At 73.5% G+C, this 24,022-nt stretch carries 22 protein-coding genes; 6 read left to right on the plus strand and 16 right to left on the minus strand.

Annotation, left to right across the window (positions count from 1 at the left end; translation table 11 throughout):
* The first annotated feature begins 4 nt into the window (after window positions 1-4).
* Window positions 5-943 carry an aldo/keto reductase gene (locus tag WMF19_RS27075; protein WP_437893005.1) on the plus strand — a complete coding sequence of 313 codons (939 nt, stop codon included), beginning with the start codon at window positions 5-7 and terminating at the stop codon, window positions 941-943.
* 32 nt (window positions 944-975) lie between these two features.
* Here the strand turns inward: WMF19_RS27075 and WMF19_RS27080 are convergent, their stop codons facing one another.
* The 5 genes from WMF19_RS27080 to WMF19_RS27100 form a co-directional block, all read right to left on the minus strand.
* Window positions 976-1,920, minus strand: coding sequence for an alpha/beta fold hydrolase (locus WMF19_RS27080; protein WP_437893006.1), 945 nt, complete (start codon window positions 1,918-1,920; stop codon window positions 976-978).
* Window positions 1,917-2,549 carry a TetR/AcrR family transcriptional regulator gene (locus WMF19_RS27085; protein WP_437893007.1) on the minus strand — a complete coding sequence of 211 codons (633 nt, stop codon included), beginning with the start codon at window positions 2,547-2,549 and terminating at the stop codon, window positions 1,917-1,919. The genes WMF19_RS27080 and WMF19_RS27085 overlap by 4 nt, the downstream gene beginning before the upstream one ends.
* A 364-nt stretch (window positions 2,550-2,913) precedes the next feature.
* Complete coding sequence (locus WMF19_RS27090) at window positions 2,914-4,227, minus strand: hypothetical protein (protein ID WP_437893008.1); 1,314 nt, start codon at window positions 4,225-4,227, stop codon at window positions 2,914-2,916.
* Entirely contained in the window at window positions 4,166-5,215 is a 1,050-nt protein-coding gene (locus WMF19_RS27095) for a matrixin family metalloprotease (protein WP_437893009.1), read from the minus strand. Before WMF19_RS27095 ends, WMF19_RS27090 begins: the two co-directional genes overlap by 62 nt.
* Window positions 5,216-5,230: 15 nt before the next feature.
* Window positions 5,231-7,069, minus strand: coding sequence for a hypothetical protein (locus tag WMF19_RS27100; protein WP_437893010.1), 1,839 nt, complete (start codon window positions 7,067-7,069; stop codon window positions 5,231-5,233).
* A gap of 121 nt (window positions 7,070-7,190) precedes the next feature.
* Between WMF19_RS27100 and WMF19_RS27105 the strand changes: the two genes are divergently transcribed.
* Window positions 7,191-7,799 carry an FKBP-type peptidyl-prolyl cis-trans isomerase gene (locus tag WMF19_RS27105; RefSeq protein ID WP_437893011.1) on the plus strand — a complete coding sequence of 203 codons (609 nt, stop codon included), beginning with the start codon at window positions 7,191-7,193 and terminating at the stop codon, window positions 7,797-7,799.
* Between the two features lie 62 nt (window positions 7,800-7,861).
* Here the strand turns inward: WMF19_RS27105 and WMF19_RS27110 are convergent, their stop codons facing one another.
* The 3 genes from WMF19_RS27110 to WMF19_RS27120 all read right to left on the minus strand — a co-directional run bounded on the left by WMF19_RS27110 (window position 7,862) and on the right by WMF19_RS27120 (window position 10,433).
* Window positions 7,862-8,977 carry a pyridoxal-phosphate-dependent aminotransferase family protein gene (locus WMF19_RS27110; RefSeq protein WP_437893012.1) on the minus strand — a complete coding sequence of 372 codons (1,116 nt, stop codon included), beginning with the start codon at window positions 8,975-8,977 and terminating at the stop codon, window positions 7,862-7,864.
* Between the two features lie 48 nt (window positions 8,978-9,025).
* Window positions 9,026-9,883, minus strand: coding sequence for a serine/threonine protein kinase (locus WMF19_RS27115; protein ID WP_437322790.1), 858 nt, complete (start codon window positions 9,881-9,883; stop codon window positions 9,026-9,028).
* Window positions 9,884-10,016: 133 nt separating this feature from the next.
* Window positions 10,017-10,433: a tellurite resistance TerB family protein gene (locus tag WMF19_RS27120; RefSeq protein ID WP_437893013.1), complete on the minus strand. Its 417-nt coding sequence runs from the start codon at window positions 10,431-10,433 to the stop codon at window positions 10,017-10,019.
* A 171-nt stretch (window positions 10,434-10,604) separates the two neighbouring features.
* On the opposite strand from WMF19_RS27120, the gene WMF19_RS27125 reads away from it, so the two are divergent.
* Window positions 10,605-11,351 (plus strand): tetratricopeptide repeat protein, encoded by a 747-nt coding sequence (locus WMF19_RS27125; RefSeq protein WP_437893014.1) that lies wholly within the window; start codon window positions 10,605-10,607, stop codon window positions 11,349-11,351.
* Window positions 11,352-11,378: 27 nt separating this feature from the next.
* On the opposite strand, the gene WMF19_RS27130 is transcribed toward WMF19_RS27125, so the two are convergent.
* Window positions 11,379-11,747 (minus strand): hypothetical protein, encoded by a 369-nt coding sequence (locus WMF19_RS27130; RefSeq protein ID WP_272093677.1) that lies wholly within the window; start codon window positions 11,745-11,747, stop codon window positions 11,379-11,381.
* 10 nt (window positions 11,748-11,757) lie between these two features.
* Window positions 11,758-12,108: a hypothetical protein gene (locus WMF19_RS27135; protein ID WP_272093678.1), complete on the minus strand. Its 351-nt coding sequence runs from the start codon at window positions 12,106-12,108 to the stop codon at window positions 11,758-11,760.
* A 189-nt stretch (window positions 12,109-12,297) separates the two neighbouring features.
* On the opposite strand from WMF19_RS27135, the gene WMF19_RS27140 reads away from it, so the two are divergent.
* Window positions 12,298-13,008, plus strand: a complete 711-nt coding sequence (locus tag WMF19_RS27140) for a nucleotidyltransferase family protein (protein ID WP_272093679.1) — start codon at window positions 12,298-12,300, stop codon at window positions 13,006-13,008.
* On the opposite strand, the gene WMF19_RS27145 is transcribed toward WMF19_RS27140, so the two are convergent.
* The 3 genes from WMF19_RS27145 to WMF19_RS27155 all read right to left on the minus strand — a co-directional run bounded on the left by WMF19_RS27145 (window position 12,997) and on the right by WMF19_RS27155 (window position 15,753).
* Window positions 12,997-14,142 carry a DegT/DnrJ/EryC1/StrS family aminotransferase gene (locus tag WMF19_RS27145; protein ID WP_437322795.1) on the minus strand — a complete coding sequence of 382 codons (1,146 nt, stop codon included), beginning with the start codon at window positions 14,140-14,142 and terminating at the stop codon, window positions 12,997-12,999. The genes WMF19_RS27140 and WMF19_RS27145 overlap by 12 nt on opposite strands.
* A gap of 77 nt (window positions 14,143-14,219) precedes the next feature.
* Entirely contained in the window at window positions 14,220-15,218 is a 999-nt protein-coding gene (locus WMF19_RS27150; protein WP_437893015.1) for an SDR family NAD(P)-dependent oxidoreductase, read from the minus strand.
* A gap of 172 nt (window positions 15,219-15,390) precedes the next feature.
* The gene (locus WMF19_RS27155) at window positions 15,391-15,753 is read right to left on the minus strand and encodes a hypothetical protein (RefSeq protein ID WP_272093682.1); all 363 of its coding nucleotides are present in this window, start codon (window positions 15,751-15,753) and stop codon (window positions 15,391-15,393) included.
* A gap of 180 nt (window positions 15,754-15,933) precedes the next feature.
* Between WMF19_RS27155 and WMF19_RS27160 the strand changes: the two genes are divergently transcribed.
* Window positions 15,934-16,794, plus strand: coding sequence for an endonuclease/exonuclease/phosphatase family protein (locus WMF19_RS27160; protein ID WP_437322798.1), 861 nt, complete (start codon window positions 15,934-15,936; stop codon window positions 16,792-16,794).
* A 182-nt stretch (window positions 16,795-16,976) separates the two neighbouring features.
* The gene (gene cysK, locus WMF19_RS27165; RefSeq protein ID WP_437893016.1) at window positions 16,977-17,867 is read left to right on the plus strand and encodes a cysteine synthase A; all 891 of its coding nucleotides are present in this window, start codon (window positions 16,977-16,979) and stop codon (window positions 17,865-17,867) included.
* Between the two features lie 57 nt (window positions 17,868-17,924).
* On the opposite strand, the gene WMF19_RS27170 is transcribed toward cysK, so the two are convergent.
* Genes WMF19_RS27170 through WMF19_RS27180 form a run of 3 tightly spaced genes read right to left on the minus strand, consistent with a single transcriptional unit; the run spans window position 17,925 to window position 23,945 of the window.
* Window positions 17,925-19,466 carry a complex I subunit 4 family protein gene (locus WMF19_RS27170; RefSeq protein WP_437893017.1) on the minus strand — a complete coding sequence of 514 codons (1,542 nt, stop codon included), beginning with the start codon at window positions 19,464-19,466 and terminating at the stop codon, window positions 17,925-17,927.
* Window positions 19,463-20,896: a proton-conducting transporter transmembrane domain-containing protein gene (locus WMF19_RS27175; RefSeq protein ID WP_437893018.1), complete on the minus strand. Its 1,434-nt coding sequence runs from the start codon at window positions 20,894-20,896 to the stop codon at window positions 19,463-19,465. Before WMF19_RS27175 ends, WMF19_RS27170 begins: the two co-directional genes overlap by 4 nt.
* The gene (locus tag WMF19_RS27180) at window positions 20,886-23,945 is read right to left on the minus strand and encodes a YbcC family protein (protein WP_437893019.1); all 3,060 of its coding nucleotides are present in this window, start codon (window positions 23,943-23,945) and stop codon (window positions 20,886-20,888) included. Before WMF19_RS27180 ends, WMF19_RS27175 begins: the two co-directional genes overlap by 11 nt.
* Window positions 23,946-24,022 lie beyond the last annotated feature (77 nt).

Here is a 24,022-nt window from a genome sequence, read left to right on the forward strand (position 1 = left end):
GGAGATGACGACCGTGAATCGAATCATCCTGGGCCGGACCGGCCTCGAGGTCAGCGTGCTCGGCCTGGGCGCGGGCGGCGACAGCCGGCTCGGGTCCGGGCGCATCGCGGAGGCCGAGTCGCTCCGGCTCGTCCGTGCGGCCATCGAGCGCGGCGTGAGCTTCATCGACACGGCGGAGGCGTACGGGACCGAGGGGCTCGTCGGGAAGGCGCTCCGCGAGGTGCCGCGCGACAGCGTGGTGCTCTCGACGAAGAAGACGACGCGCCTCGAGGCGCCGCTCCGGCAGGAAGACGTGGTGTCGTCGCTGCATGCGAGCCTCGATCGGCTCGGCACGGATCACGTCGACGTCTACCATCTGCACGGCGTGTTGCCGAATCAGTACGCCGATCTGCGCGAGCGGATCGTGCCCGTGCTGCTGCGTCTGCGCGAGCAGGGCAAGATCCGCTTCCTCGGCATCACGGAGGCGTTCGCCGCCGATCCGACGCACGCGATGCTCGAGCAGGCGCTCCGCGACGATGTGTGGGACGTCGTGATGGTCGGGTTCAACCTCCTGAACCAGTCGGCGCGAGCGAGGGTGTTCCCGCTGACGCGGGCGAAGGACATCGGGACGCTCATCATGTTCGCGGTCCGGCGCGCGCTGAGCCGGCCCGAGCGGCTGCGGGAGCTGCTCGCCGACCTGGCGGCGCGGGGCAAGGTGTCGCCCGAGCTCGGCGACGAGGGGCTGGACCGGCTCCTGGAAGGAGAGGGCGCCTCGTCGCTCCCGGACGCGGCGTACCGCTTCTGCAGGGACGAGCCCGGGGCGCACGTGATCCTGTCGGGGACGAGCAGCGTGGAGCACCTCCTGGAGAACGTGCGATCGATCGAGGCGCCGCCGCTGTCGGCGCGGGCGCGCGAGCGCCTCATCCAGGCCTTTGCGCAGGTCGACGACGTGTCGGGGCACTGAGGGGCGCTCGCGGGCGGGAGCGCGGCGCGGGGTCACGCGACCGGCGCGGCGAGCCCGGGCGGCGCGGGGGGCGGCGCGACGTCGGCGGCGTCACGCGCGGCGTCGCTCCCGAGGAAGCGCGAGATCCGCTCGCAGAGCCGCGCGCGGAAGGCGTCGTCGGTGGGGGGCGAGTGGCGGCACCCCTCGAGCAGCTCGGTCTCGGCGCGCGGCAGGAGCTCCTTCGCGCGCGCCAGCAGCTTCGCGCCGGGGAAGCTCACGTCGTCGTCGGCGCCGAACACGAGCGCAGGCCGCGTGAAGCCGGCGAGGGACGCGGGGGTTGCGAGCGGGGGCGGGCGGAAATCGAGCCGGTAGCTGCGCACGGCGTCGCCGAAGTAGGAGCACCACATGTCGTCGTGCGTGGAGAACAGCCCGGAGACGAGGCGCACGAGGCGCTCTTCCGAGGGGAAGGCGCGGTAGAGGGCCATCGGGATCGCGATGCGGGTGAGGCCTTGCCACGCCGAGCCCGACACCACGGCCGCCGGCACGATCAGGACGAGCCGGTCGATGCGGGCGGGCGCGGCCTGGGCCATGCGCAGGGCCGCGAAGCCGCCCCAGCTCACGCCGAGGAGGTGGGTGCGCGCGAGGCCGAGCGCGTCGAGGACGTCGGTGAGCCACTCGGCGTAGGCGGGCCCGTCGATCGGCAGGCGGACGTCGGCGCTCTTGACGGACTGGCCGATGACGTCGACGACGTGGACGCGGTAGCGCGCGAGGAGCGGGCCGAGCTCGGGCATGAGGTGCGCGGAGCTGGCGAGCGCGCCGTGCAAGCAGACGAGCGGCGGGGCGTCCTCGGGGCCGGCGACGAGGACGTGCGTGGCGCCGAAGCGGGTCGAGACCTCGCGCGATCGGGCCGGGACCGGGAGCTTCTCGTGGAACCTGTCGAACCACGCCGCGATGCGCGCGCGCGCCTCTGGACTGCGGAACATGATGGATGACGTCATCGAGCCCTCCTGACGTTGGCTGCGGGGCGGAGGCCGCAGAGGTGCTGAGCGACGAGCCGATCGAGCAGGGCGATGGGCGACGGGTGCGCGCCCTGGGCCCAGGCGATCAGCGCGAAGTAGTAGAAGGAGAAGAAGGCGACGCCGAAGAGCGCGGGGTCGGCGTCGTCGGCGACCTCTCCCTGCGCGCGGGCGGCGTTGAAGAGCTCGACGACGCGGCCGTGCACGGCGGCGACCTGCTCGGTGAAGCGGGCCTGCCAAGGCGGGTCGGCGAACAGCGCGTCGCGGAGCAGCGTCTTCGAGAGGGCCGGCCGGCGGGCGTAGTACGCGAAGAAGGCGGCCCCGAGGCGGTGGAGCCGCTGCTCGAGGGGGCCGGGCTCGTCGTCGAGGATGGCCTCGGCCGCGGTGGCGGCGAGGTCATCGAACAGCGCGGCGTGGAGCAGGTCGCGCTTGTCGGCGAAGTGGAGGAGGACCGTGCCGGCGGCCACGCCGGCGTCCGCGGCGATGGCGCGGACGTTGGCGGCCTCGAAACCGTGGCGCTCGAAGTGGTCGCGCGCGGCCTCGAGGATCCGGGCGCGCGTCGCGTCCTTCTGGGCATCGCGCCGGCCGGGCTTTTGAATGAACGCGTTCACTGAACTTGTTCATTATACGAAAAGGAGCGGCGCACAAGGGGGAATTGATGAGTCCAGCGCGCAATGGTGGGCGTCCGACCCAGGTTGAGGGTGCCCGAGGGTGCCCGACCGAGGTTGAGGGCGTCGTCGTACGTCCGGTGCGTCCGACGACGGTTCAGGGCGTCTGAGGTTCAGGGCGTCCGTCCGGCGTCCGACCCAGGTTGAGGGGCGTCCGGCGTCCGACCGAGGTTGCGACCGAGGTTCAGGGCGTCCGAGGTTGAGAGCGTCCGTTCGAGCGGCGCCGCGCCGGACATTTTTCTTCGTTCCGCTCGTTCCGCTCGTTCCGCTCGTTCCGCCCCGCGCAGGCGACGAGCGCCGGTAAGGCTCAGCCCGCCGCGGAGGCCTGCTGCGCCTGGGCGCGCGCCCGGAGGCGCTGCTTGGCGGAGGGGCCGCCGGCGTGGCGCACCGAGGCGACGGCGCGATCCATCGCGTCCCGCCAGTAGCGCGCGACGTCCTCGCGCTGGGTGAGGAGGGCGTCGATGGGCCCGTGGTCGGTGTCGATCTCGATCGCGAACCGGTCGCCGCGCGGGAGCACGCGGATGTCGCGGACCTCCCCGGCGGAGATGGCCGCTCCGAGCCGGCCCTCGGGACGCAGGTCGATCGCGCCGGTGCGGCTCACCCAGGGGGCGACGACGAAGCGGCCCGGGCCGAACGACACGACCGGGGCGGAGCGCGCCGCATAACGGGACGAGAACCTGGCGACGCCCAGGAAGGCGTAGCCCGCGAGCGAGAGCAGCGCGGCGGCGCTGCCGACGCCGATGGCGATGCCGCTGTCCCCCGCGGAGACGCTCCGCATGACCTGGATCCAGAGCGCGAGCGCGGCGAGCAGCAGCGCGGCCCCGATGAGCGCGTTGCGGGCCGCGGAGCTGCGCGGGCCGTGGCTCGCGTGGTCCCGCAAGACGAGGAGCTCGCCCTCGCTCCGGATCGCGAACCGCGACAGCGCGGCGGCCGGTAGCGCTGGCAGCGGCGTCGGCGCAGGCTCCGGGAGGGGCCGCGGCGCGATGGCGCCGGGCGGCTCGGTCCCCCGCGCCGTCTCCAGCGGGACGCCCAGCGCGGCCGCGAGCGGCGCCGCCACCGCCTCGACGAGCGCCTCCGCCCGCTCGGCCTCGAGATCCTGCGCCTCGGCGACGAGCAGGCGCCGCGCCTCCGTGGCGCGCGCGGGCCCGGCAAGCGCGAGCCAGGCGGCGACGTAGGTCCGCTCGCGCGCGCACGTGGGTGCACCGCAGCACGGGCGCCGCTCCGAGATCACCTGGACGCCCACCGCGTCGCGAGGCTCGGCCGTCCCCTCCCCGGCCGCGCCCGCGCTGGCCTCCCCGCCGCCTGCCTGGGGCCGCGCGTGGCGGGCGCCCGCGAGCCTCAGCGGCGCGAGCCGGACGACGCTCGCGCCGCGCTCGATCCGGAGCCACACGGGGTCCCGCGGCGCCGGGCCGAAGCCCGTATCCTGCTCCCGCCGCAGCGCGCCAAGCTCGGGCGCCACCCGGAGGATCAGCGGCGCGCCGGCGCCCTCCGCCGAGAGCGCGCACGCCGCCCCGGCCGGATCGCCGAGCGGATCGAGGGCGGGTACGGTGCTTTCGGCCTCAAGGGAGCGGAGGGCACACGCGACCTCCGCCTCGAACGCTGCGGTGCTCGGCTCGGGCATGGCGGCACGTTTGCCCCGGCTGCGCTGGGTTGTAAAGCGCACCCGTCCGCGCGACAACGCGGGCGGCCCGCCCTCCTGCCCGGCCCGATTGCTGCCGCTCGTGCAGGGTCTGGCGCGGCCGCCTGCGCCAGAGGGCCAGCAGCGCGCCGAGCGCCGTCATCGGCAGGGCGCCGGGAGCGCTCGGCGGCTGGCCAGCGCCCGAACAGGAGCAGCCGGCGTCGCCCTCGGCCTCGTCCACATTGCCGCTCTTCGGCCCGTCCTCGCTCCCCGACGCCGCTCCGCCCGATGCGCCCGAGGTCGCCGTCGCGCCCGCGCCGAAGCCGCCGCCGCCCGAGCTCGCGGCGCCCGTCCCGGCGATCGGGTAGAGCGCGCAGACCCCTTCGATGTCGTCGTCCTCGATCGTCCGCGCCGACGTGCCGCCCGGGTAGAACCCCAGCATCGTCGCGCCGCGCACGTTCGAGTGGCCGAGGCCAAGGAAGTGCCCTTCTTCGTGCGTCGCGATCGACCGCACATCGATGCAGTCTCCTTCGCCCGTGTCGTCCCAGCAGAAGCCGACGTTGTTGAAGATCATGTCGGCCTCGCCGATGACGCCGTCGGGATCCCAGACCGGCATCGTGACCGCGATGACCGAGTCGGCTTGCCCGAGCTCGCCAGGCCAGCTGTCGCTGATCCAGAGGAACACGCTCTTGCCGTCGTCGAAGTCGTAGCCGTCGTCCGTGTCGCCGAGGAGCTCGGCCTCCCACGCCGTGCATCCGGGGCTCGACCACGCCGCGAAGCCGGCCTCGATGCTGGCGGCAGCGAAGCTGGAGAGCGGCCCCGGGATCGTCCCCCCGTTGATGTGGTAGCCGACCGGCAGCTCGCGCCAGCGGGGGACGACCTCGAGATCGAGCGGCGCCCACGCGGCGGCCTCGCGGGCCCCCGCGAGCAGCGCCAGCGCGGCGGCGAGCGGGGTGCCCAGGGCGACCGCGGCCCTGAAGCCTCTCTTCATCCCCCCATCATCGGCTCATCGGTCCTGCGGGACCACCTCGAGCTCCTCGGGCGCCGCGCTCCCCTCGAGGGGCAGCGTCACCTCCACCCCCTCGTGCACCGGCAAGGTCGCCGCGACGGGCCAGGAGCGCGGCGCGCTGCCCTCGCCTGCCGCGACCTCGCGCAGCGCGACGCCGCGCACCGGATTCACGCCGCCGTTGAAGAGGCACGCGCGAAGCCGCCCCTCGACGACCGCGGCAGAGCACGGGATGACATCGGCCGTCGCGCGCCGGATCCGGCCGAGCATCGCCTCCTCCGCGGGCGCGGCGGGCAGGAGCGACACGAGCGCGTCGCGGGCGCGCGGGTCGCGGAGCCAGGCGAGCATCATCGCCGCGTGGATGCGCACCACGCGGTAGCGCGCGCGCGTCAGCTGGAAGAAGGCGTCGGGCGACGCCACGCCGGTCTCGCCGTCGAGCATGCCCGTCACGCCCGGCTCGATTTTCACCTCCGTACCGGGCGCCTCGACGTGCCACTTCACCGCGCGCCCCGGCCCGAGCGCGCCTTCCCAGAACAGCCCGCGCTCGGTGATGCCGGCGCGCTCGCCGCGGCGATCGCGCCGCGCGAACGTGAGCAGCACGCGGAAGTCGCTGACGGGCGCGCCGCTGTTGTTCACGACCGCGAGCTCGAAGTCGTAGCGGCCGCGCGCCGGCCGCGTCGCGCCGCCGTCCCGGCCCGCGTCCACCCCGGCGTCGCCCGGCTCCCCGGCGGCGTCGCCCTGCCCCGCGCCGGCCTCGCTCTCCGCGTCGTCGTCCGCGCGTTCCTGCCGCAGGATCGGCGCGATCACCCCGGCGCCGTCGTCCGGCCCTGTCGATCCGAGCAGGCTGAGGATCGGCACCCCCGCCCGCCAGAGCGGCGAGTCGGCGCGATCGCAGAGGCAGTGCGGGAACGACGGCTCGGCGCGCTCCCGGACCTCGCCCGCGAGGAGCGCGGCGGTGGCTCCGCGGGTCACCTGCCCGACGCCGCGCGCCGCCTGTCGCTCGGCCGGCGGCTGATCGCGGGGCGCCGCGAACCGCTGCACGAACGCCATCGTCGCCACGATGCCGATCACCGCGAGCGCCGCGGGCACGAGCACGCGGGCCCGGAGCGGGAGCGCGTCGATCCCCTCCTCGACGCCGCGCCTCTGTTCGCGCCCCGGCCGCTCGCCGAGCGGCGTCGGGCGGGGCGCGAACACGGGCGCAGCCGGCGAGCCGGGGGAGGAGGCCGCGAGCCGCTCCGACGCGAAGCCCATGCGGCTCGACATCTCCGCCACCAGCGCGTCGCGCAGGCGGTCCGAGGGCGGCCCTCCCCAGGTCGCGAGCCGCGCGACGAAGCGCAGCGCGAGCCAGGTCGCGAGCGCGACGAGGCACGCGAGCGACGCGGTCCCGAGCGGGCCGCTCGCGAGATAGTCGGGGGACAGAGCGGCCGCGAGCACGCCGAGCGGCGCCGGCGCGATCCAGCTCGCCATGCGGGCGTTGAGGCGCGCGCGGTAGGCGCTCTCCATCGCCTCCATCGCCGCCGGCGAGGTCACGCCGGGCACGCCGGGCAGATCGCCCTCGAAGCGCGCGAGGACGAAGCAGTTGTGCGGCGAGCACGCGGACGGATCGAGCGCCACGCAGAGCGCCTTGCCGCGCCGGAAGAGGCCGCGGATCGCTGTGTAAGGCACCCCGAAGCGGACCGGCGCCGCCACGGCGCCCAGGGCGAACCCCTCGGCGTAGCCGGCGACGCGGACCAGCTCGACCTCGAGCTCCGCCTCGGCGCAGGTGAAGCGCACCGCGCCAACGGCATTGGCGCCCCCCTCGGCGATCGCCAGGGCAGCGACGGAGAACGCGCGAGCCAAGGTGGCCGCACCCTAACCGCGCGGGCCGGAGCGCTGCAACGGAAACCCGGACGGCCAGGAGGCCCCGGGCGCGTCGGGTGACCGTTGATCGCCCCGCGCCGGGTGCGTAATACGTGGCGCCATGAAGCCTCTCCAGATCGTCATCGCCATCTCCTGCGCTGTCCTCCTCGGCCCGGTCGCGGGCTGCGAGGAGAAGGTCCCCGAGCCGGATCTGCCGCCGGGCAGCGCCGTGCCGGCGGTGAAGCCCGCCGAGCCGGAGCCCGCCGATCTCATCAAGGAAGACACCGTCGTGGGCACCGGCCCGGAGGCGAAGGACGGCGACAAAGTCCGCGTCCACTACACGGGGCGCCTGCTGAAGAACAACGCCGAGTTCGACTCCTCCGTCGGCCGCGAGCCGTTCGAGTTCACGCTCGGCGCGTCGGAGGTCATCAAGGGCTGGGACCAGGGCGTGGCCGGGATGAAGGTGGGCGGCAAGCGCAAGCTCACGATCCCCTCCCGCCTCGCCTACGGCGACGCGGGCAGCCCGCCGAAGATCCCGGCCAAGGCGACGCTGGTCTTCGACATCGAGCTGCTCGGGGTCGGCGACGCGGCGAAGGACGCGGCCGGGGAGGACAAGGCCGGGAAGACCACGGCCGACAAGGCGGCCAAGCCCGCGGGCGACAAGGCGGCCAAGGGCAACAAGCCCGCGGCGCCGGCCGAGAAGAAGGAGGCGCCCAAGGAGACGAAGTGAGCCGCGGGCGCCGCGCGAAGTAAGCCGCTGGCGCCGCGCGGAGCAAGCCGCGGGCGCCGCGCTCAGACGACGCGCGCGAGCGCCTTGAGGAAGATCTCGTAGGCCTCGAGCGGGTACTCGCCCATGTGGAAGATCCGGAACAGCCGGTCCGAGAGCTTCCCCTGGGCCGCGTAGATCTCGAACACGTGCCCATCGACCGGCTCGCTGGCGAGCCGGCTCGCCATCTCGTCATACGTCCGCCCGGCCGGGATGTGCAGCGCCGTCCCGATCGACTGGAGCGGCATGTTCTCCCAGCGCGCGATCGTCAGCCCGAGGCGCTCGTAGCCGGGGCGTAGGATCGCGCAGCGCGCCTGGTACACGGCGTGACGCCCGGCGACGCCGCCGGTCGCGGCGAGGTGATCCAGCGCCGCGATCACCTGGCAGAGGCTCATCGGATCGATCGTGTACGGGTGCGCGCCGCCCTGCTGGGCGCGCCACATCTTGTGGAGCTCCAGGCTCGGGACGCGGGCGGGGATCCGCTCCATCTCGACGAGCAGGTCCTTGCGGACCAGCGCCACCGTCAGGTTGGGGTGGCTGTGGAGGCCCTTGTTGCACGAGCCCATGACGGCGGCGATGCCTGAGCCCTCGAGGGCCAGCGGCTCGACGAAGAGCGCGCTGATGCCGTCGACGAGGAGCTTCTTGCCGTACTTCCGGGCGAGCGCGCCGACCTCGGGCAAGGGGTTCAACGTGCACGTCGACGTGCCCCCGTAGACCATGGCCACCGCGTCGACCTGGTCCGCCGCCAGGATGGCCTCGATCTTCGCGAGGTCCGGCCTCTCGCCGTAGGGCAGGCACATGTCGACCGACGGCTGGCCGAGCGTGGCGGCGTACTCGAAGATCCGGTCGCCGTAGGCGCCGTTCCGGACGACGAGGAGCCGCTCGTCGCGCCGCAAGCAGGAGCCGAGCACGGCGGCCATGGAGGTCGATCCCGAGCCCGTGAGCAGGATGGCCTCGTAGCTGGGCGCGCCGAGGGCCTCGACGATGCCGTGCCGGGCCCTGTCGAGCAGCGGCCGGAGCCGGGGGCCACGCGGGACGATCGGGCTCTCCCCGTAGGTGCGGGAGACCTGGTTCACCGCGTCCGGCAGGTGGAAGACCGCGGGCGTGAGCGAGACGACGCGTGGCGTTGCGGCGGCGATCATGCCGCGAGATCTAGCCCGGAACGCGCGCGGGACGCAGCGGAGATTGCGCTACGCCCAGCGGAGCTGGCGCAGATCGTCCCAGACATCGCGCGCGGAGTGGTAGCGGTAGGCGTCGCGGCGGCGCAGCAGCTTGGCGATCACCTGGCTGAGCGGCGTGCAGAGCGCCTCGGCCTTCTGCCGGGGGGTGCCCTCGGCGATCTGCCGCGTGATCTCCTCGTAGGCGACGTTCACGTCGATGGCCGGTTGCCCGGTGTGCATCTGGTACATGAGCAGGCCGAGCTGGTAGAGGTCGCTCTGCGTCGTCGTGTAGCCCGCCGTCACGAGCTCCGGCACGAGGATCTTCGGGTTCGCGACCTGCGGGCGGAACCAGCGGGTGACGCCGTCGAGCTGGTGCGCCACGCCGAAGTCGGTGAGCTTGACGAGCGGCCTGTGGTCGAGCTGCGAGATGAGCACGTTGCCCGCGTGCAGGTCGGCGTGCACGACGCCGTTGTCGTGCAGGTACTGCAGCGTCATCAGCAGCTGGCGCGAGAGCTCCAGGAGCAGCGGCGGCTGGAACGGGGCGCCGAGCAGCGCCCGGAGGCTCGTGTCGCACCGCTCGAGCGCCAGGTAGAACAGGTAGTTCACCTCGAACGCGTCGTGGATGTAGACGATGTTCGGGTGGCGGAAGCTCTCCAGGCGGAGCATCTCGCGCGACCACTCTTCCTTGACGACCTGGTAGGGCTTGTTCGCCGGCCGCAGCATCTTCAGGGCGTACACCTGATCGAACGGCCCGCTGCACTCGTACACCGAGCCATACTGCCCGTCGCCGATGAGCGCCCCGATCACGTACGTCCCCCGGGTGGAGGTCAGCGCTGAGCCCGGCACCGGAAACGGGATCAGGAAACTGCCAGTCGAGGACCAGGTCACGGCGAGGCCATCGTAACCGAAAACGCCGGCGTCCGTTCACCCCGCCACGCTCGCCCCGCGCAGCAGCCCGCCTTCGCGGCGCAGGGGGCGTCCATGGCGCCCCGGACGCGGAGCGCCGAGGGCGGCCGGCCGCTCATGAAGCGGCGAGCTTCCGCACGATCTCCGCGGCCTCGGCCTGATCGAGCTCGAGCGCCGCGGCCACGTCGAGCAAGAGCTCGCGCTCGCTGCTCCTGACGATCCCGTCGGCGACCACGACCTGAGCGGCCAGGAAGAAGGCGACCTTCCGGGCCTGCGGGCTGGCCAGCCGCTCCTTGAGCGACGCGAGCCGGGCCGCGCGGCCCTCCTTGTGGAGCTGCTCCACCACGCTCTGGAGGAGCGTGTCCATGGTGCTCTGCGGGATCCGTCGATCCGTGAGCGACTCTACGCTCCGGGCGAAATGGATCTTCTCCTCCAGGCTGAACTCGCCGTCGGCGAACGCCGCGAGGAACATCAGCTCGACGAGCGCCTCGAGGTTCGGCTCATCAAGCGTTTGCAGCGGAGGAGGGCTCATCTGGGGCATCGGCCCCGTGTACACCGAGGCCCGGCGCGGGACCAGCCCTGGAGCGTCCCCTTACCCCGCGCGCCCGGGGCAAACGCGCGCGCCCGGGGCAAACGCGGCGGCGCTGAACGCGCCCGATGGGCGGCATTGGGAGAGCGCTCCCTGTGTGTCATGAGTTCGAGCATGCACGTGCGCGAACTCGCCCCGCCGCTCCTCGGCGCGCTCTTCCTCTGCGGCTGCAGCAGCGCGACCGCGGCGCGGCGCCCGGCCGAGCCGGGTCGACCTGCACCCGAGGGGCGCGCGGCGACCCCGCGGGCCGCGGCGAGCGCCGAGGCGGCCCCGCCGCCGCTGCGGCTGCCCTGCGAGGCGGACGATCTCGTCGGCTGCACGAACGGCTGCGCCGACCACCAGATCGAGGACTGCGTGACGCTGGGAGCGATGTACCTGGGCGGCGCGATCGTCTCGATCGATGTGGAGCGAGCGATGACGCTGTTCGAGAAGGCGTGCGCGGAGGGGAGCGCGCGCGGCTGCTTGCGGCTCGGCGACGCCTACCACGATCGGCTCGCGCGCGCGGACGGCGCCGGCGGGGCGAGCGGGGCGAGCGGGGCGGACGAGGCGGCGCTCTACTGGCACGCGCGCGCGTGCCACGCGGGCGCGAACCTCGGGTGCCTCGCGGCAGGCAGGGCCTACCTCCACGGCCAGGGCGCGAGCGCCGATCCCGGTCGCGCGGCCGCGCTGTTCCAGCGCGTCTGCGAGCGCGGGAACGCCCACGCGTGCGTCGAGCTCGGACACCTCCACGCGGAGGGTGAGGGCGTGCAGCGCGACGACCGGAAGGCGGTCGAGCTGTTCACGAAGGCGTGCAAGCTCGGCCTCGACGAGGGGTGCCTGCGGGCGAGCCGGTCCGGCGACGTCCTCCCGCCGCGCGACTGAAGCGCCCTCGACCGCGGCTCGTCGCCGTCAGTCGGTCCGGCGGCGCTGGGCGATGTCCAGCGCCGCCGTGATCATCGCGGCGAGCTGTGTATCCGGCACGCTCTCGGAGGGGAGCACCACGAGCTCGGCGCCGATGCGCCGCGACAGCTCGATGAACCCTTCCGGGTCGAACGCCCGCACGTCCTGGGTCATCACGATGGCCAGCGGGTTCAGCCATGCCGCGCTGCCGCGCAGCGACACGAGATCGCACGCGAGCAGGTCGGCGCCCTCGACGAAGACCAGCCGCCGGCAACGCTCCGCGAGCTGCTCGCTGGCGCTCACGATGAGCACCACCGAGGCCGATGCCGTCCGCTTGCTGCGCCCCGCCGGGCGTGTCGGTAGCTCTCGCGTGCTCATGAAGCCCAGGTCAGCGAGCGAGCAGCAGGCGTCCGTACGGGATGGGCCCGGCGCCCGGCGCCCGAGCGCGCGCCTCGTCGGCGAGGGCGAGATCCATGACGAAGGAGCCGAACGGCAACCGGAAATCCCGGTCGTTCGGCTTGGTCGCGTAGAGGGCGAGCAGCGAGAGCACGCTCCCGATCTGCGCCGCGGCCGGATCGTCCTCGCAGGCGTTGAAGCGGTCAGCGAGCGTGCACAGCTGCCGGAAGAGCGGACCGCCCGGGTGCGGGCCGGCGCTGCACATGGCGAAGGTGCCGCTGCCTCGATATCCGAGCTTCCGGCGCTTCCTGGCGGGGGTACGGGAGGGAGGTACCATCGTCATGATTGCTGCCCAAGTCGCCTGTGAAGGGTGAATCGCCCCACGCCGGGGCTGACCTGCCGCGGGACGCTCTCCAACCAGTAATAGAGCAGCCCGAAGAGAGTCAATCGGAGAGGACGCTGCAGGCCGGGCGAGCGTGAAATTCTGCGGAATGGTCCCCCGTCGGGGCAGCGCGTGGGTATACGTCACCGCATGAAGGCAGTCGTGCTTGCCGGCGGCAAAGGCTCCCGGCTCCGCCCCTACACCGCGCTTATCCCGAAGCCGTTGATGCCGATCGGGGATCACACGATCGTCGAGATCCTCCTCCGGCAGCTGGCCCGGGCGGGGGTCACCGACGTCGTGATGTGCGTCGGCCACCAGGCCGCGCTCATCGAGGCGGTCGTCGGCGAGGGGAGCCGATACGGGCTGCGCATCTCCTACCAGCGCGAGGACACGCCGCTCGGGACCGTGGGTCCGCTCCGGGTCATCGAGCGGGACCTGCCGGAGCGCTTCCTCGTGATGAACGGCGACATCCTCAGCGATCTCGACTTCACGGCGCTCCACCGCACGGGCGAGTCGACCGGATCGCCCCTCACCGTCGCCGTCTGCGAGCGCGCCTCGAAGATCGACCTGGGCGTGCTCGACCTCGGCCCCGACGGGCGCGTCGTCAGCTTCCGCGAGAAGCCGACGTACACGTTCTGGGTCAGCATGGGCATCTACGCGATGAGCCGCGGCGTGCTGCGCTTCATCCCCGAGGGCCGGCCGTTCGGGTTCGACGACCTGATGCACGCGCTGCTCGGCGCCGGCGAGCCGGTGGCCACCTTCCCCTTCCGGGGCCACTGGCTCGACATCGGAAGGAGCGACGACTTCGCCGAGGCGCAGGACGAGTTCGAGAAGAACCGGCAGCGGTACCTACCCGAGTGACGCGGCGAGCGCCTCGCACACGGCGTCGACGTCGGCGTCGGCCATGCGCGGGTGGAGCGGCAGCGTGAGCTCGCGGCCCGCGATCGCGTCCGTCCGCGAGAGCCCCTCCTTGCGCACCCGGTCGGAGGCGCCGTGGTGCGAGAAGCGGTGGATCGGCGTGTAGTGCACGCTCGTCTGGATCCCGCGCGCCTTCATGGCCTCCATCACGGCCTCGCGCGAGGTGCCCTCGGGCAGGAGCACCGGCATGAGGTGGTGCGCGCTCTCCCCCAGCCCGCGCGCGTAGAAGTCGCGGTACGGCAGCCCGAGGCCCCGCACCCCGGCGAGGCGCTCGTGGTAGCGCGCCGCGAGCGCGCGCCGACGCGCGTTGCCCGCCGCGAGCCGGCCGAGCTGCACGAGGCCGATGGCGCTGCGGATCTCGTCGATGCGGTAGTTCATGCCCGCCTCCACGACGTCGTAGGTGAACGCGTGCCCCTTGTGCCGATCGAGGGTGAGCGTCGTCATCCCGTGCGCGCGGAGGAGCCGCATGCGCGCGTGGAGCGCGTCGTCCCTCGCGATCACGGCGCCCCCCTCGCCCACCGCGAGGTTCTTGTTCGAGAAGAAGCTCAGGCAGCCGACGTCCCCCAGCGTCCCGAGCGCCCTGCCCCGGTAGCTCGCGAGCGGCGCGTGCGCCGCATCCTCGACCACCGCGAGCCCCCGCTCGGCCGCGATCGCGGAGATCGCGTCCATGTCGCAGGGGTAGCCGGCGTAATGGACGACCGCGATCGCCCGCGTCCGCGGGGTGATCTTGCGGACGATGTCGGCGGGATCGACGCCGAGGTCGTCGTCGCCGACGATGTCGGCAAGCACCACGTTGGCGCCGCACAGGAGCGCGGCGTTGGCGGTCGCCACGAACGTGAGGCTCGGGCAGATCACCTCGTCGCCGGGGCCTACGGAGAGCGCGGTGTACGCGAGGTGCAGCGCCGCGGTGCAGTTCGTCACGGCGAGCACCCTCGGGGTGCCGAGCGCCTCGCCGAGCTCCCGCTCGAACTGCGCCGTCCGCTCCCCCATCGTCAACCAGCCCGACGCGACGACCTGCCGCGCGGCCTCGGCTTCTTCAGGCCCGAACGAGAGATCGCTGAGAGGTATCTTCCACATGGCCTTCCATCCATCCAGCCGGCGCCTCGCGGAGAGGGCGCGCGAGGCGCTGGCCCCCGGCCGCGCGGCGACGCGCGTCAGATCGCGTACTCGCGCGGCCGGTAATCGGTGAGGTGACGCTCGACATAGGCGTACGTCCGCGCGAGCCCCTCCTCGAGCGGCACGCGGGGCGCGTAGCCGACGAGCTCCGCGGCGCGACGGAAGTCGGCGAGCAGCACCATGACCTCGCTCGCGTCAGGGCGCACCCGGGCCTCGTCCGTCACGAGCTCCGCGCGCTTGCCCGTCACCTCGAAGATGAGCCGGATCAGATCGCCGATCGAGATGGCGCGCCCGCTCCCGACGTTGAGCGTCTGCCCCACGGCCCGCGCGCTCGATCCGACGAGGAGGAAGCCGGCGACGGTGTCGGTCACGAAGTTGAGGTCCCGCACCGGCGTGGTGCTCCCGATGCGGAGCGCGGCGCTGCCGGCCGCGAGCTGCTGCATCACGCTCGGGATGATCGCGCGCGACGACTGCCGCGGGCCGTAGGTGTTGAACGGCCGGATGGTCGCCACCTCGAGGCCGAACGAGAGGTGATAGCTCTCGGCGAGCTTGTCGGCGCCGATCTTCGTGGCCGAGTACGGGGACTGGCCGGTCAGGGGGTGCGCCTCGTCGATGGGCGTGTAGCGTGCGGTGCCGTAGGTCTCGCTCGTCGACGTGTGGACCACGCGCGCGCCGTGCTCGCGCGCCGCCTCGAGGACGTTCAGCGTGCCCTGCACGTTCGTCGCCACGTACTGCTGCGGGGCCACGTACGAGTACGGGATCCCGATCAGGGCCGCGAGGTGGAACACGACGTCGGCGCCGCGCACGATCGACCGGACCGCGCCCGCGTCCTCCACGTTGCCTGGGACGACCTCGACCTCCGCGAGGACGTCCTCGGGGAGCCGGTCGAGGTGCCCGCGCCGCGAGCCCGAGGTGTACCGGACGAGCGCCCTCACGCGCGCGCCCTCCCGGATCAGCGCCTCGACGAGGTGGCTGCCGATGAACCCGCCGGCGCCGGTCACCACGACGCGCTTGCCGCGATAGAAGCCTTCGCTCACGGCCGCGTCCGTGGCCTCTGCCGGTTCGCGCGTCAAGCGCGTACCGAGGCGGCGCGCCCGTTTGCGCCCGGCGGCGCTGTCCCGCGCGTGGGGCGGGCCGGCGCGCGCCACGCGCGGGCAGCGCCGCCGCGCAGCGGCCCGCGGGGCGCGCTGGCGGACGGCGTCGCGGGGATCACTGGATCTGGATCTGGTCGGTGGGCGTGTTGCCCGCCCCCTCCGCCGTGCCGAGCTCGCGGTGAACGCAGAGCCCCTGCTTGCAGTACGACTCCGGCGGGGGCTTGCAGTCCACGTTGGGCTCCTCGCACTTGCCCGTCTTGTAGCTCTCCGACATGGGCTTGATCTTGTCGAAGGTCGCGTTGCTGATGGGCTTCGCACAGCCCGGCCACTCGCTCTGACGGCAGTCGGCGTCCGTGTTGCAGTGCTGCGCCTTGTTCACCAGCTCGAAGGCGTCGCCGCGGACTTTGTCGCACTCCTTGGGATCCATCTTGCTCTCGCAACCGGCGGCCAGCGCGAGCAGGAGGAAGCTCGCGGTCATGCAGAGCGAGGTCCGAGGTCGGAAGGAGGCCGATCCTGGCCGCCCGCGTCGACGAGCACATGTGATCATTCAGGGTTCTCCCGGTCAAGGCCGCCCTTCCGCGCCGGAGGGGCAGCGGCCTGCGCCGGGCCCTTCGTATCACGGCTGGATCCGGGCGCGCAGCTGGCGTAGCCCGTCGACATGGAACGTCCTCGAGAAGGCTCCGGGGTCAGCGGCGCCCCGCACGGCGGATCCGGCATCCGTGTTCGCAGCTCCCTCCGGGTGCTCACCCTGAACATCTGGAACCGCCACGACCCGTGGGAGGCGCGCCTCGAGCTCATCCGGGAGGGGCTCCGCGAGCTCGATCCCGACGTTGTCGGCCTCCAGGAGGTCCTGTCGTACGAGGGCCGATCGCTGGCCGACAGCATCGCGGACGGGCTCGGCTACGAGGCCGCGTTCGGCGCCGCGCACGACCTCGGCGGCGGCGTGCTCTTCGGCAACGCCGTGCTGTCGCGCTGGCCGATCGCGCGGAGCCAGGCGTTCCCCCTGCCCACGGGCGAGACCGACGAGAAGCGCTCGATCCTTCTCGCCGAGCTCGGGTCGCCCCACGGCGCGATCCCGTTCTTCGTCACCCACCTCAACTGGAAGTTCCACCACGGCGCCGTGCGCGAGGCGCAGGTCGCGGCCGTGGCCGACATCGTCATGCGCGAGGCGCCCATGGAGGGCCTGCCGCCCATCGTCGTCGGCGACTTCAACGCGCAGCCCGAGGCCACGGAGATCCGGTTCATGAAGGGGCTGCACGCCCTGAACCAGAAGAGCGTGTACTTCGCCGACACCTTCGACCAGGCGGGCAAGGGCCCCGGGTTCACCTTCGATCCCGCGCGGAACCCGTTCGCGGCCATCACGAACGAGTACCCGCGCCGCATCGATTACGTCTTCGTCCGCGGCCCGGACGCGCAGGGGCGAGGCAAGCCCCTCTCGTCGAGGGTCGTCTTCGAGGAGATCCGCAACGGCGTCGCCGCTTCGGATCATTACGGGGTTCTCTCGGAGATCTCGATGTAAAGCGGGCCGGCGCCCCCGGGGGGGCGCGCGCTCCGGCGCGTGCCCGGGGGTGCCGTGTTCACGTGTACACTGGCGGCATGTCGTCCCCTCGAGCGCCGGGCGGCGAACCGCCGAGCCCGCCCGACGCACCCGGCGATAGCTCGCCTCCTCCGCCTGCTGTAGCGGTCCGCGTTGGTCCGGTCGTGCCGGACGCCCTGGCGCTCATCGGCGGCACGCCGCTCGTCCGCCTCGCCCGGATCTCGCCCGAGGGCGGAGGCGTCGTCTACGGCAAGCTCGAGTCGATGAACCCGGGCGGCAGCGTCAAGGACAGGGCGGCGCTCGGCATGGTGCTCTGCGCCGAGCGCGAAGGGATCCTCAGGAGAGGGTCGACCATCGTCGAGGCGACGAGCGGCAACACGGGGATCAGCCTCGCGATGATCGCCGCCGTGCGCGGCTACCGCTGCGTGGTGGTCATGCCCGAGGACATGAGCGTCGAGCGCCGGCACGTCCTCCGCGCGTACGGCGCCGAGATCGTCCTCACGCCCGAGGGCCAGGGCATGGCCGGCGCGGTCGCCCGCGCGATCGAGATCTGCGAGGCGACCCCCGGCGGGTGGATGAGCCAGCAGTTCCAGAACCCGGCGAACCCCGGCGCCCACGCGCGCGCCACCGGCCTCGAGATCCTCGCGCAGACCGGCGGCGACATCGCGGCCTTCGTCGCCGGCGTGGGCACGGGCGGCACGCTGACCGGCTGCGGTCGCGTGCTCCGGGATCAGCTCGGCAGCGCGGTCCGCATCTGCGCCGTCGAACCGACGAAGAGCGCCGTGCTCTCCGGGCGAGGCCCCGGCCCCCACGGCATCCAGGGCCTCGGCCCCGGCTTCGTCCCGGCGATCCTCGAGCGATCGCTCATCGACGAGATCCTCACGGTGACCGAAGCGGGCGCCTCGCGCATGGCGCGGCGCCTCGCCCGCGAGGAGGGGCTCCTCGTCGGGCCGAGCTCCGGCGCCAACGTCCACGCGGCCGTGGAGATCGCGCGCAGGGTGCGCGGGACGATCGTGACCGTGCTGCCCGACTCGGGAGAGCGCTACCTGCTCTGAGGCACATCCGGCAGCGGCGGCGCGCAGCGCGCGCCAGCCGCCGGACGCGGCACATGGCTACGGCCGTCCGTCACGACGGGGCGCTCGGCCGTCCGCGTCGGTGAAGCGGCGGTTCGCCGCTGCCGCGAGGCGCGCCTGTGCGCCGTGCGCCACGTCGTGGAGGACCCGCTCGACCACCGGCTCATGGATCGCGATCAGCCGCGCCGGGGCCACCCCCAGGACGACGGTGAGCGCGACGAGCGCGAGCAGGAACGCGCGCTCGCGAAGCACGAGCGCCTCCAGCGCGGCGCCCTTCAGGTGGCGCCGGAGCGGCCCCAGGAAGGTCCGCTGGAACGCCCGGAACAGCGTGATCCCGTTGAGCGCCGCCGCCGTCAACGCCAGCACCGCGAGCACGGGATGGGCGTGCAAGATTCCATGCAGGAGCAGGTCCTCGCTCACGAACGAGAGCGCTCCTGGCATCCCGATCATGGCGCACGCGAGCAGGAAGAAGAATGCGGCCATGCGGGGCGTCCGGGCGACGAGGCCGCCGAGTTCGCGCGTGTCCGCCGTACCGGCGCGCGCCTCGATCGCGCCGACGACCATCGTGAGCCCCGTGATCGCGATCGACAAGGCGACGCTCTGCAGGAGCGCGCCGCTCACGCTCTGCGGGCTCAGCGAGGCGACCCCCAGGAGCACGAGCCCCTTCTGGCTCGCCACGAGGTAGCCGAGCAGCCGGCGCAGATCGGTCTGGACCAGCGCGAGCACCGCGCCGTGCAGCGCGCTGATCAGGCCGAGGACGGCGAGGATGGGCATGCCGTCGGCGCAGCCCACGGGCAGGAGCGTCGCCCCCACGCGAACGAGCACGCAGACGCCGACCTGCATCTGGGCGAGCAGGATGGTCACGCCGAGCGGCCCCCGCTCCAGCAGCACCGGCAGCCAGCCGTGGAACGGCACGGCGGCCATGCGCATCAGCACCGCGATGCCGACGAGCGCGAACAGCGGCGACTGCCACGCTTCGGGGACGCCGACGCGGGCGATCTCCTCGACGTCGAACGGCAGGGAGGCGCCCTGGCGCGCGGCGAGCACGGCGATGGCGCCGATCGCCACGACGAGCGGCGCCGTGCCCCCCAGCAGGAAGATGCGGCAGGTGCGCCGGAGGAGCGGGTCCTGGGCGCCCTTCCTGGCGACCAGGCGATCCACCGGCACGAGGGCAGCGACCCACGCCGCCGCGAGCACCGCGAGATCGACGGAGCAGAACACGCCGAGGATGGCGCTGCCGGTGGCGAGCAGCGCGGCGGCGCCGGGCGGATCGATCGCGGCGCGCGGGCTCGCGGCGAGCAGGGCGAGCAGGACGAAGCCGAGCAGCGGGAGCAGGGTGATGGTGAAGCCGTCGAGGCCGAGGCGGAGGCGCGCCCCGAGGAGCGGCAGGGCGGGCCCCCCGGCGGTGAGCGCGACGCCGGCGTGCGAGAGCGCGAGCGGCAGCAGCGAGAGGAGCAGGGTGAGCGCCGCGCCGATGAGGGCGACGCGGCGCGCGCGCTCGTCGCTGCGCGCCCGGGCGGCGAACAGCGCCGCGATCGCGGGCGTGAGGATGAGCGTCCCGAGGAGCGGAAAGGCGTTCATGTGCGAGCCCTCTTCGTGTCGCGCGCGCGGGGCTGAAAGGCCGCCGCGCCCTCTGTCGCGTCGCGGGCGTCCTCGTCGCCGGGCGCTGCGGGGGTGCGCTCAGGCCAGCCGCTCAGCGCCGCCACCCAGCGGCGCTCGCTCTGGTCGAGCAGGCGCCCGAGGCGCATCAGCGGCGCGGCGACGAGCCGCTCCTGCAGCCCCTCGAGGTGGAAGCGGTCGAGGGACAGCCAGTACGCGCGCCGCACGAGCGCCGCCGGCAGGAGCCGGCCAGCGAGCCCGAGGTGCGGCAGCGGCTCGCCGGCGTGCGCGGCCCGGATGTCCTGCGCGTCGCGGAGCGCCGAGGGGGCGCGCAGCAGCTGGAGGCAGCGCAGGCAGGCGTGGGCGAACAGGTGGACGAGCGCGAGCCAGTAGAGCCCGAGCCCGATCTCCACGAACATGAGCCCCACCTGCGTCATCGTCGCGTGCGCGAGCGCGCCCTTCACGTCCGCCTGCACGCGCCCCACCATCGTGCCGTAGACGGCCGTCGCCGCCCCGACGCAGGCGACCACCACGCTCGCGGCGAGCGAGCGCTGGAGCAGCGGAGCCGCGCGGAGCATGAGGTACACCCCGGCGTGCACCGAGATGGCGCCGTAGAAGAGCGCGCTCGACGGCGTCGGCCCCTCCATGGCCCGCGGCAGCCAGCTGCCCATGGGAAACTGCGCGCTCTTGCCCATCGCGGCGAGGAACAGGCACAGCGCGAGCGCCGTGGCCGCGCCGGGCCCGAGCGACGCGGCGGTCCCGGGCCAGGGCGAGCCGCCGAACACCTCGCCCCACTGCGAGGAGCGGGCGACGTCGTGCATGAGCACCGCGCCCCCGAGCAACCCGATGTCGCAGAGCCGGTAGGTGATGTACACGCGCACCGCGGCCCGCGGCGGCGCCTCGCGCTCGTGGAAGAAGGCCACGAGCAGCACGCTCGTCGCGCCGACGAGCTCCCAGCCGGCGAAGAGGAGGTCGACGGTGCCCGCCGACACGAGCCCCAGCATCCCGGTCGAGAACAGCGCGAGGAGCAGGAAGAAGCGCGCGAAGCCCGCCTCGCGGTGCAGGTAGGCCACCGAGAACCTGCCGACCAGGAGCGCGATCAGCGAGACGAGGAGCATCATCGTCGCCGACAGCCGATCGACGAGCAGGACGACCTCGAACGCATAATCGCCGAGCTCGAACCAGTGGCCGAGCGCCACCGGGACGAACGCGTAGGGCGCCGCGATGGCCGAGAGCCATATCGCCAGCGAGGCCGCGAGCGAGAGCGCGAGCGTGGAGAGCACGACGCGCGACACGACGCGCTCGCTCGGCGTGCGAACGAGCAGCAGGTAGGCGCCGAGCGCGGCGAACGCCGCCGCCGGAGAGAGCACGGCGAGCGCCGCGAGCTTGCCGAGGAGCACATCAGACAGCATGGTCGACGACCTCACGTGGCCGCGTGGACGCGGCTCGGATGAGCGCAGGCGGAACGAAGCCGGACCTCCCGGCGTACCAGTCGGCGGAGCGCTGGACCGCAGGCAGGGGTTGATGCGGTGGAGAGAACGGCGCGAAGCCGTCGCCCGTAAAGCACGCGATCCGGCCCGTCGCCGGATCGACGCAGGCGAGCTGGATCCAGCCGTTGCCGATGAGCTCGCGGAGGGCCGGCTGCCGCGCATAGAGCGCGCCTGCCGTCTCCGTGCTCGCCTCGACGATGACGAGCAGGCGCACCGGCTCGTGGATCTCGATCATCTGCTTCGGCAGCCCGGTGCGCAGGTCGCTCAGCGATCCCTCCATGACCCCGAGCAGCGAGGCGAGGTTGTGCGGGAGCTTGGTGCCGGCGCCATAACGGCGGTTGTCGACGCAGGAGAAGTAGTACTCGAGGTTGATCCCTGCCCCGACCGGGCCGACCGCGAGCAGGATGCGCTCGAGGATCGTCCCGCCCTGGTCCTGGGTCGGGTCGTACGAGACGAGGAACGCCCTACGGTCGAGGAACAGCCCGCGGGTGAGCGACCGGCGGCCGACGACGCAGACCGCGTTGGTGACGTGTCCCAGCTCGGGCCGCGCCTCGCTGAGATCCGCGGCGCGCGCCTCGACGTGCGCGAGCGCCCGCGCGGCGTCGCCCTCGCGCGGCGCCGACGCGAACCTCCGGCAGCGCTCGTGCGCGTGCTGCTGGCGCGCAGCGTCGAGCGCCCCGACCAGCGCCGCGAGCTCGCCGCGGTGGGACGCCGGCACGAGGTTCTGGTCGTAGAGGACGATCTCGTCCGTCGTCGTGTTGTTCATGCCGCCGAGGAAGAAGGTCCCGTCCGGGATGTCGATCCCGCGCGCGGCGAGCAGCACGCGGACCTCGGGATCGTTCGCCATGGCCGCGAACAGCCGCGCGTTCGGGCCGCCGTGGCGGCCGCCGCACGCGCCGCAGTCGTACGCCGACTGGTGCGGGTTGTTCACGCTGGTCGCCCCGTGGCCGAGCACGACCACGATCGGCGCAAAGATGCGCGTGAGCCCCATGTTCTCCAGCGTGGCAGCCACGCGGGCCGCCTTGGCCGCGGCGGTGAACGGCTGCCCCTCGCCGCCCGCGGCGGAGCCCTCGTCGTGCGGGCTGTGGAGCCGCGTCAGCACCGGCGGGAGCAGGCGCCGCTCGAGGGCGCGGCGCAGCCTCGCCACGGCCCGCGGAAACAGGGTGCGTCCCACGAGCGGCACGGTGGACAGGAGGCCCAGGGTCGGGGTGAGCAGCACGCCGCGCGCCATGGTGCGGGTACCGCGCCCCAGCGCGTGCAGGAGCCGCGCCCAGCGCTTGCGGCGAGCCTTTCGGCGCCAGCCCGCCTCCTCCTCGTGCGGCCGCTCGACGATCTCGTGCGCCGGCTCCACGCCGACCGGGCAGAGGCTCACGTGGCCGGCGTCGTCGAGCCCGCGGTAGCGGATCGGCACGCCGAAGAACCCGGCCACGCCGAAGGTCTCGTGCCGCGGCGACAGCTCCTCGAAATGCCTCCGGAGGCCCTCGCAGCGGTCGTCGATGCAGAACGCGACCTGGAAGCGCGGCGCCTCCACGGAGCGCTCCTCCTCCGGGCGCCGGAGGTTCGCGGCGATCCCGTGCAGCACCTCGGTCCGGTGGTGGTGCTCGTAGGCCTCGTGCAGGACGCGGCGCCGCGCGATCTCGTCGAACGCCTCGAGCGCCTCGAGCGCCCAGACGCGCTCCGCCGTAGACAGCGGCTCGATCTCGGCGGCCGAGAGTCCGGCGAGCTGAGCGAGCTGGAACAGGCGGAACGGCCTGGCGTGGTCGGGAGAGCTCGACGGCGGCGCAGGCGGCCGTGCAGCGCGCCGGGCATGCTCGACGAGGCCAGCGAGGGGCCCCCGGTACCCGAGCCGCCGGCGCGCGACGTCGCGCAGCGCGTACCGGGCGAGCGTCAGGCGCACGGCGAGGTACTCGACCAGCGACACGGGCGGCGATCCCGGAGGCCGGTCGCTCGGGGTGTGCTCGAGGCGGTGGATCATGCCGGCCCAGCCCGGAAGCTCGAGCAGCACGCGCGTCACGTACACGTCCCAGTGATCCTCCGCGACGGAGAGCTCCTCGAGGGCGCGCAGCGCGATGGCGGGCGGCGACAGCGCCTCCGCGTCGAGCCGGCGGAGCTCCACGTCGAGCCCGACGAACGCCGGAGCGGCCAGCCAGGAGCCCTCGAGCGCCATGTCGCGAAAGCAGCGCCAGAGCCCCTGCGCTCGATCGGGCATCGCCCAGTGCGCGATGCCCTCGTCAAGGTAAGCGCCAAGGAAGCGGATCACGAGCGGATCGACGAGCTCGGCCGGGTCCTCGCCTGCGAGCTCGATCAGCAGATCGCGGTGCGACCGGTCGGCGCCCACGCGCTCGACGAGCGGCGGCTCCACGGGAGGGGCGGGCGGCAGCGGAACGGCGCGGCACGCGTCCCAGAGCGCGAGGGCCGCGCGCGACTCCGGATCGCGGCTCCCCCGGTCGAGGAGGCGCGCCGCGATCTCCGGGTGCGCCTCGAGCCAGCGCTCCGTGTTCTGGACGATGCGCCGGCGTCGCTCGTCGGGGACGTCGGCCCGGAGCCTGCGCGTCTCCCCCGCCTCGGAGATACGCCACAGGAGGCCCGCCGCGGTCTCGGCGTCGATCGGGTGGCGCAGCGCGAGCCGCTCGATCTCGTGCCGGGACAGCGGGCCTCGGCGCTCGTCCGGCCGCGCGGCGAACCGCCCCGCGAGCGCGGCCTCGAGGTCCTCGTCGCCGATGCGACCCGACGCGATGTGCGCGCGGTAATCTGCCTCGGAGAGATACGGCTCGGCCTCGAAGACGGCGCTCGCCGCGGCGAGCGCGTCGTGGAACGGCAGGTGCTGGAACGCGTGCAACGTGTTGTGGTGGACGAACACGCCGATCGGCCCCTGCGCCGGCAGGAGGTGTCCGGCGTGCTCGACCACGTCGCACAGGTGCTTCTGCCGGGCGGCGCTCGAGCGAAGATCCTGAGAGAGCTCGCTGTTCATGGGGTTCCCGAGTGGCGGTTGTTCATGGAGAGCCCCACGCGCGCTTCCCCCTCCCGCGCCATGGCGTCTCGACTCGA

This window comes from Sorangium sp. So ce124 (assembly GCF_051525235.1).
GTDB lineage: Bacteria > Myxococcota_A > Polyangia > Polyangiales > Polyangiaceae > Sorangium > Sorangium atrum.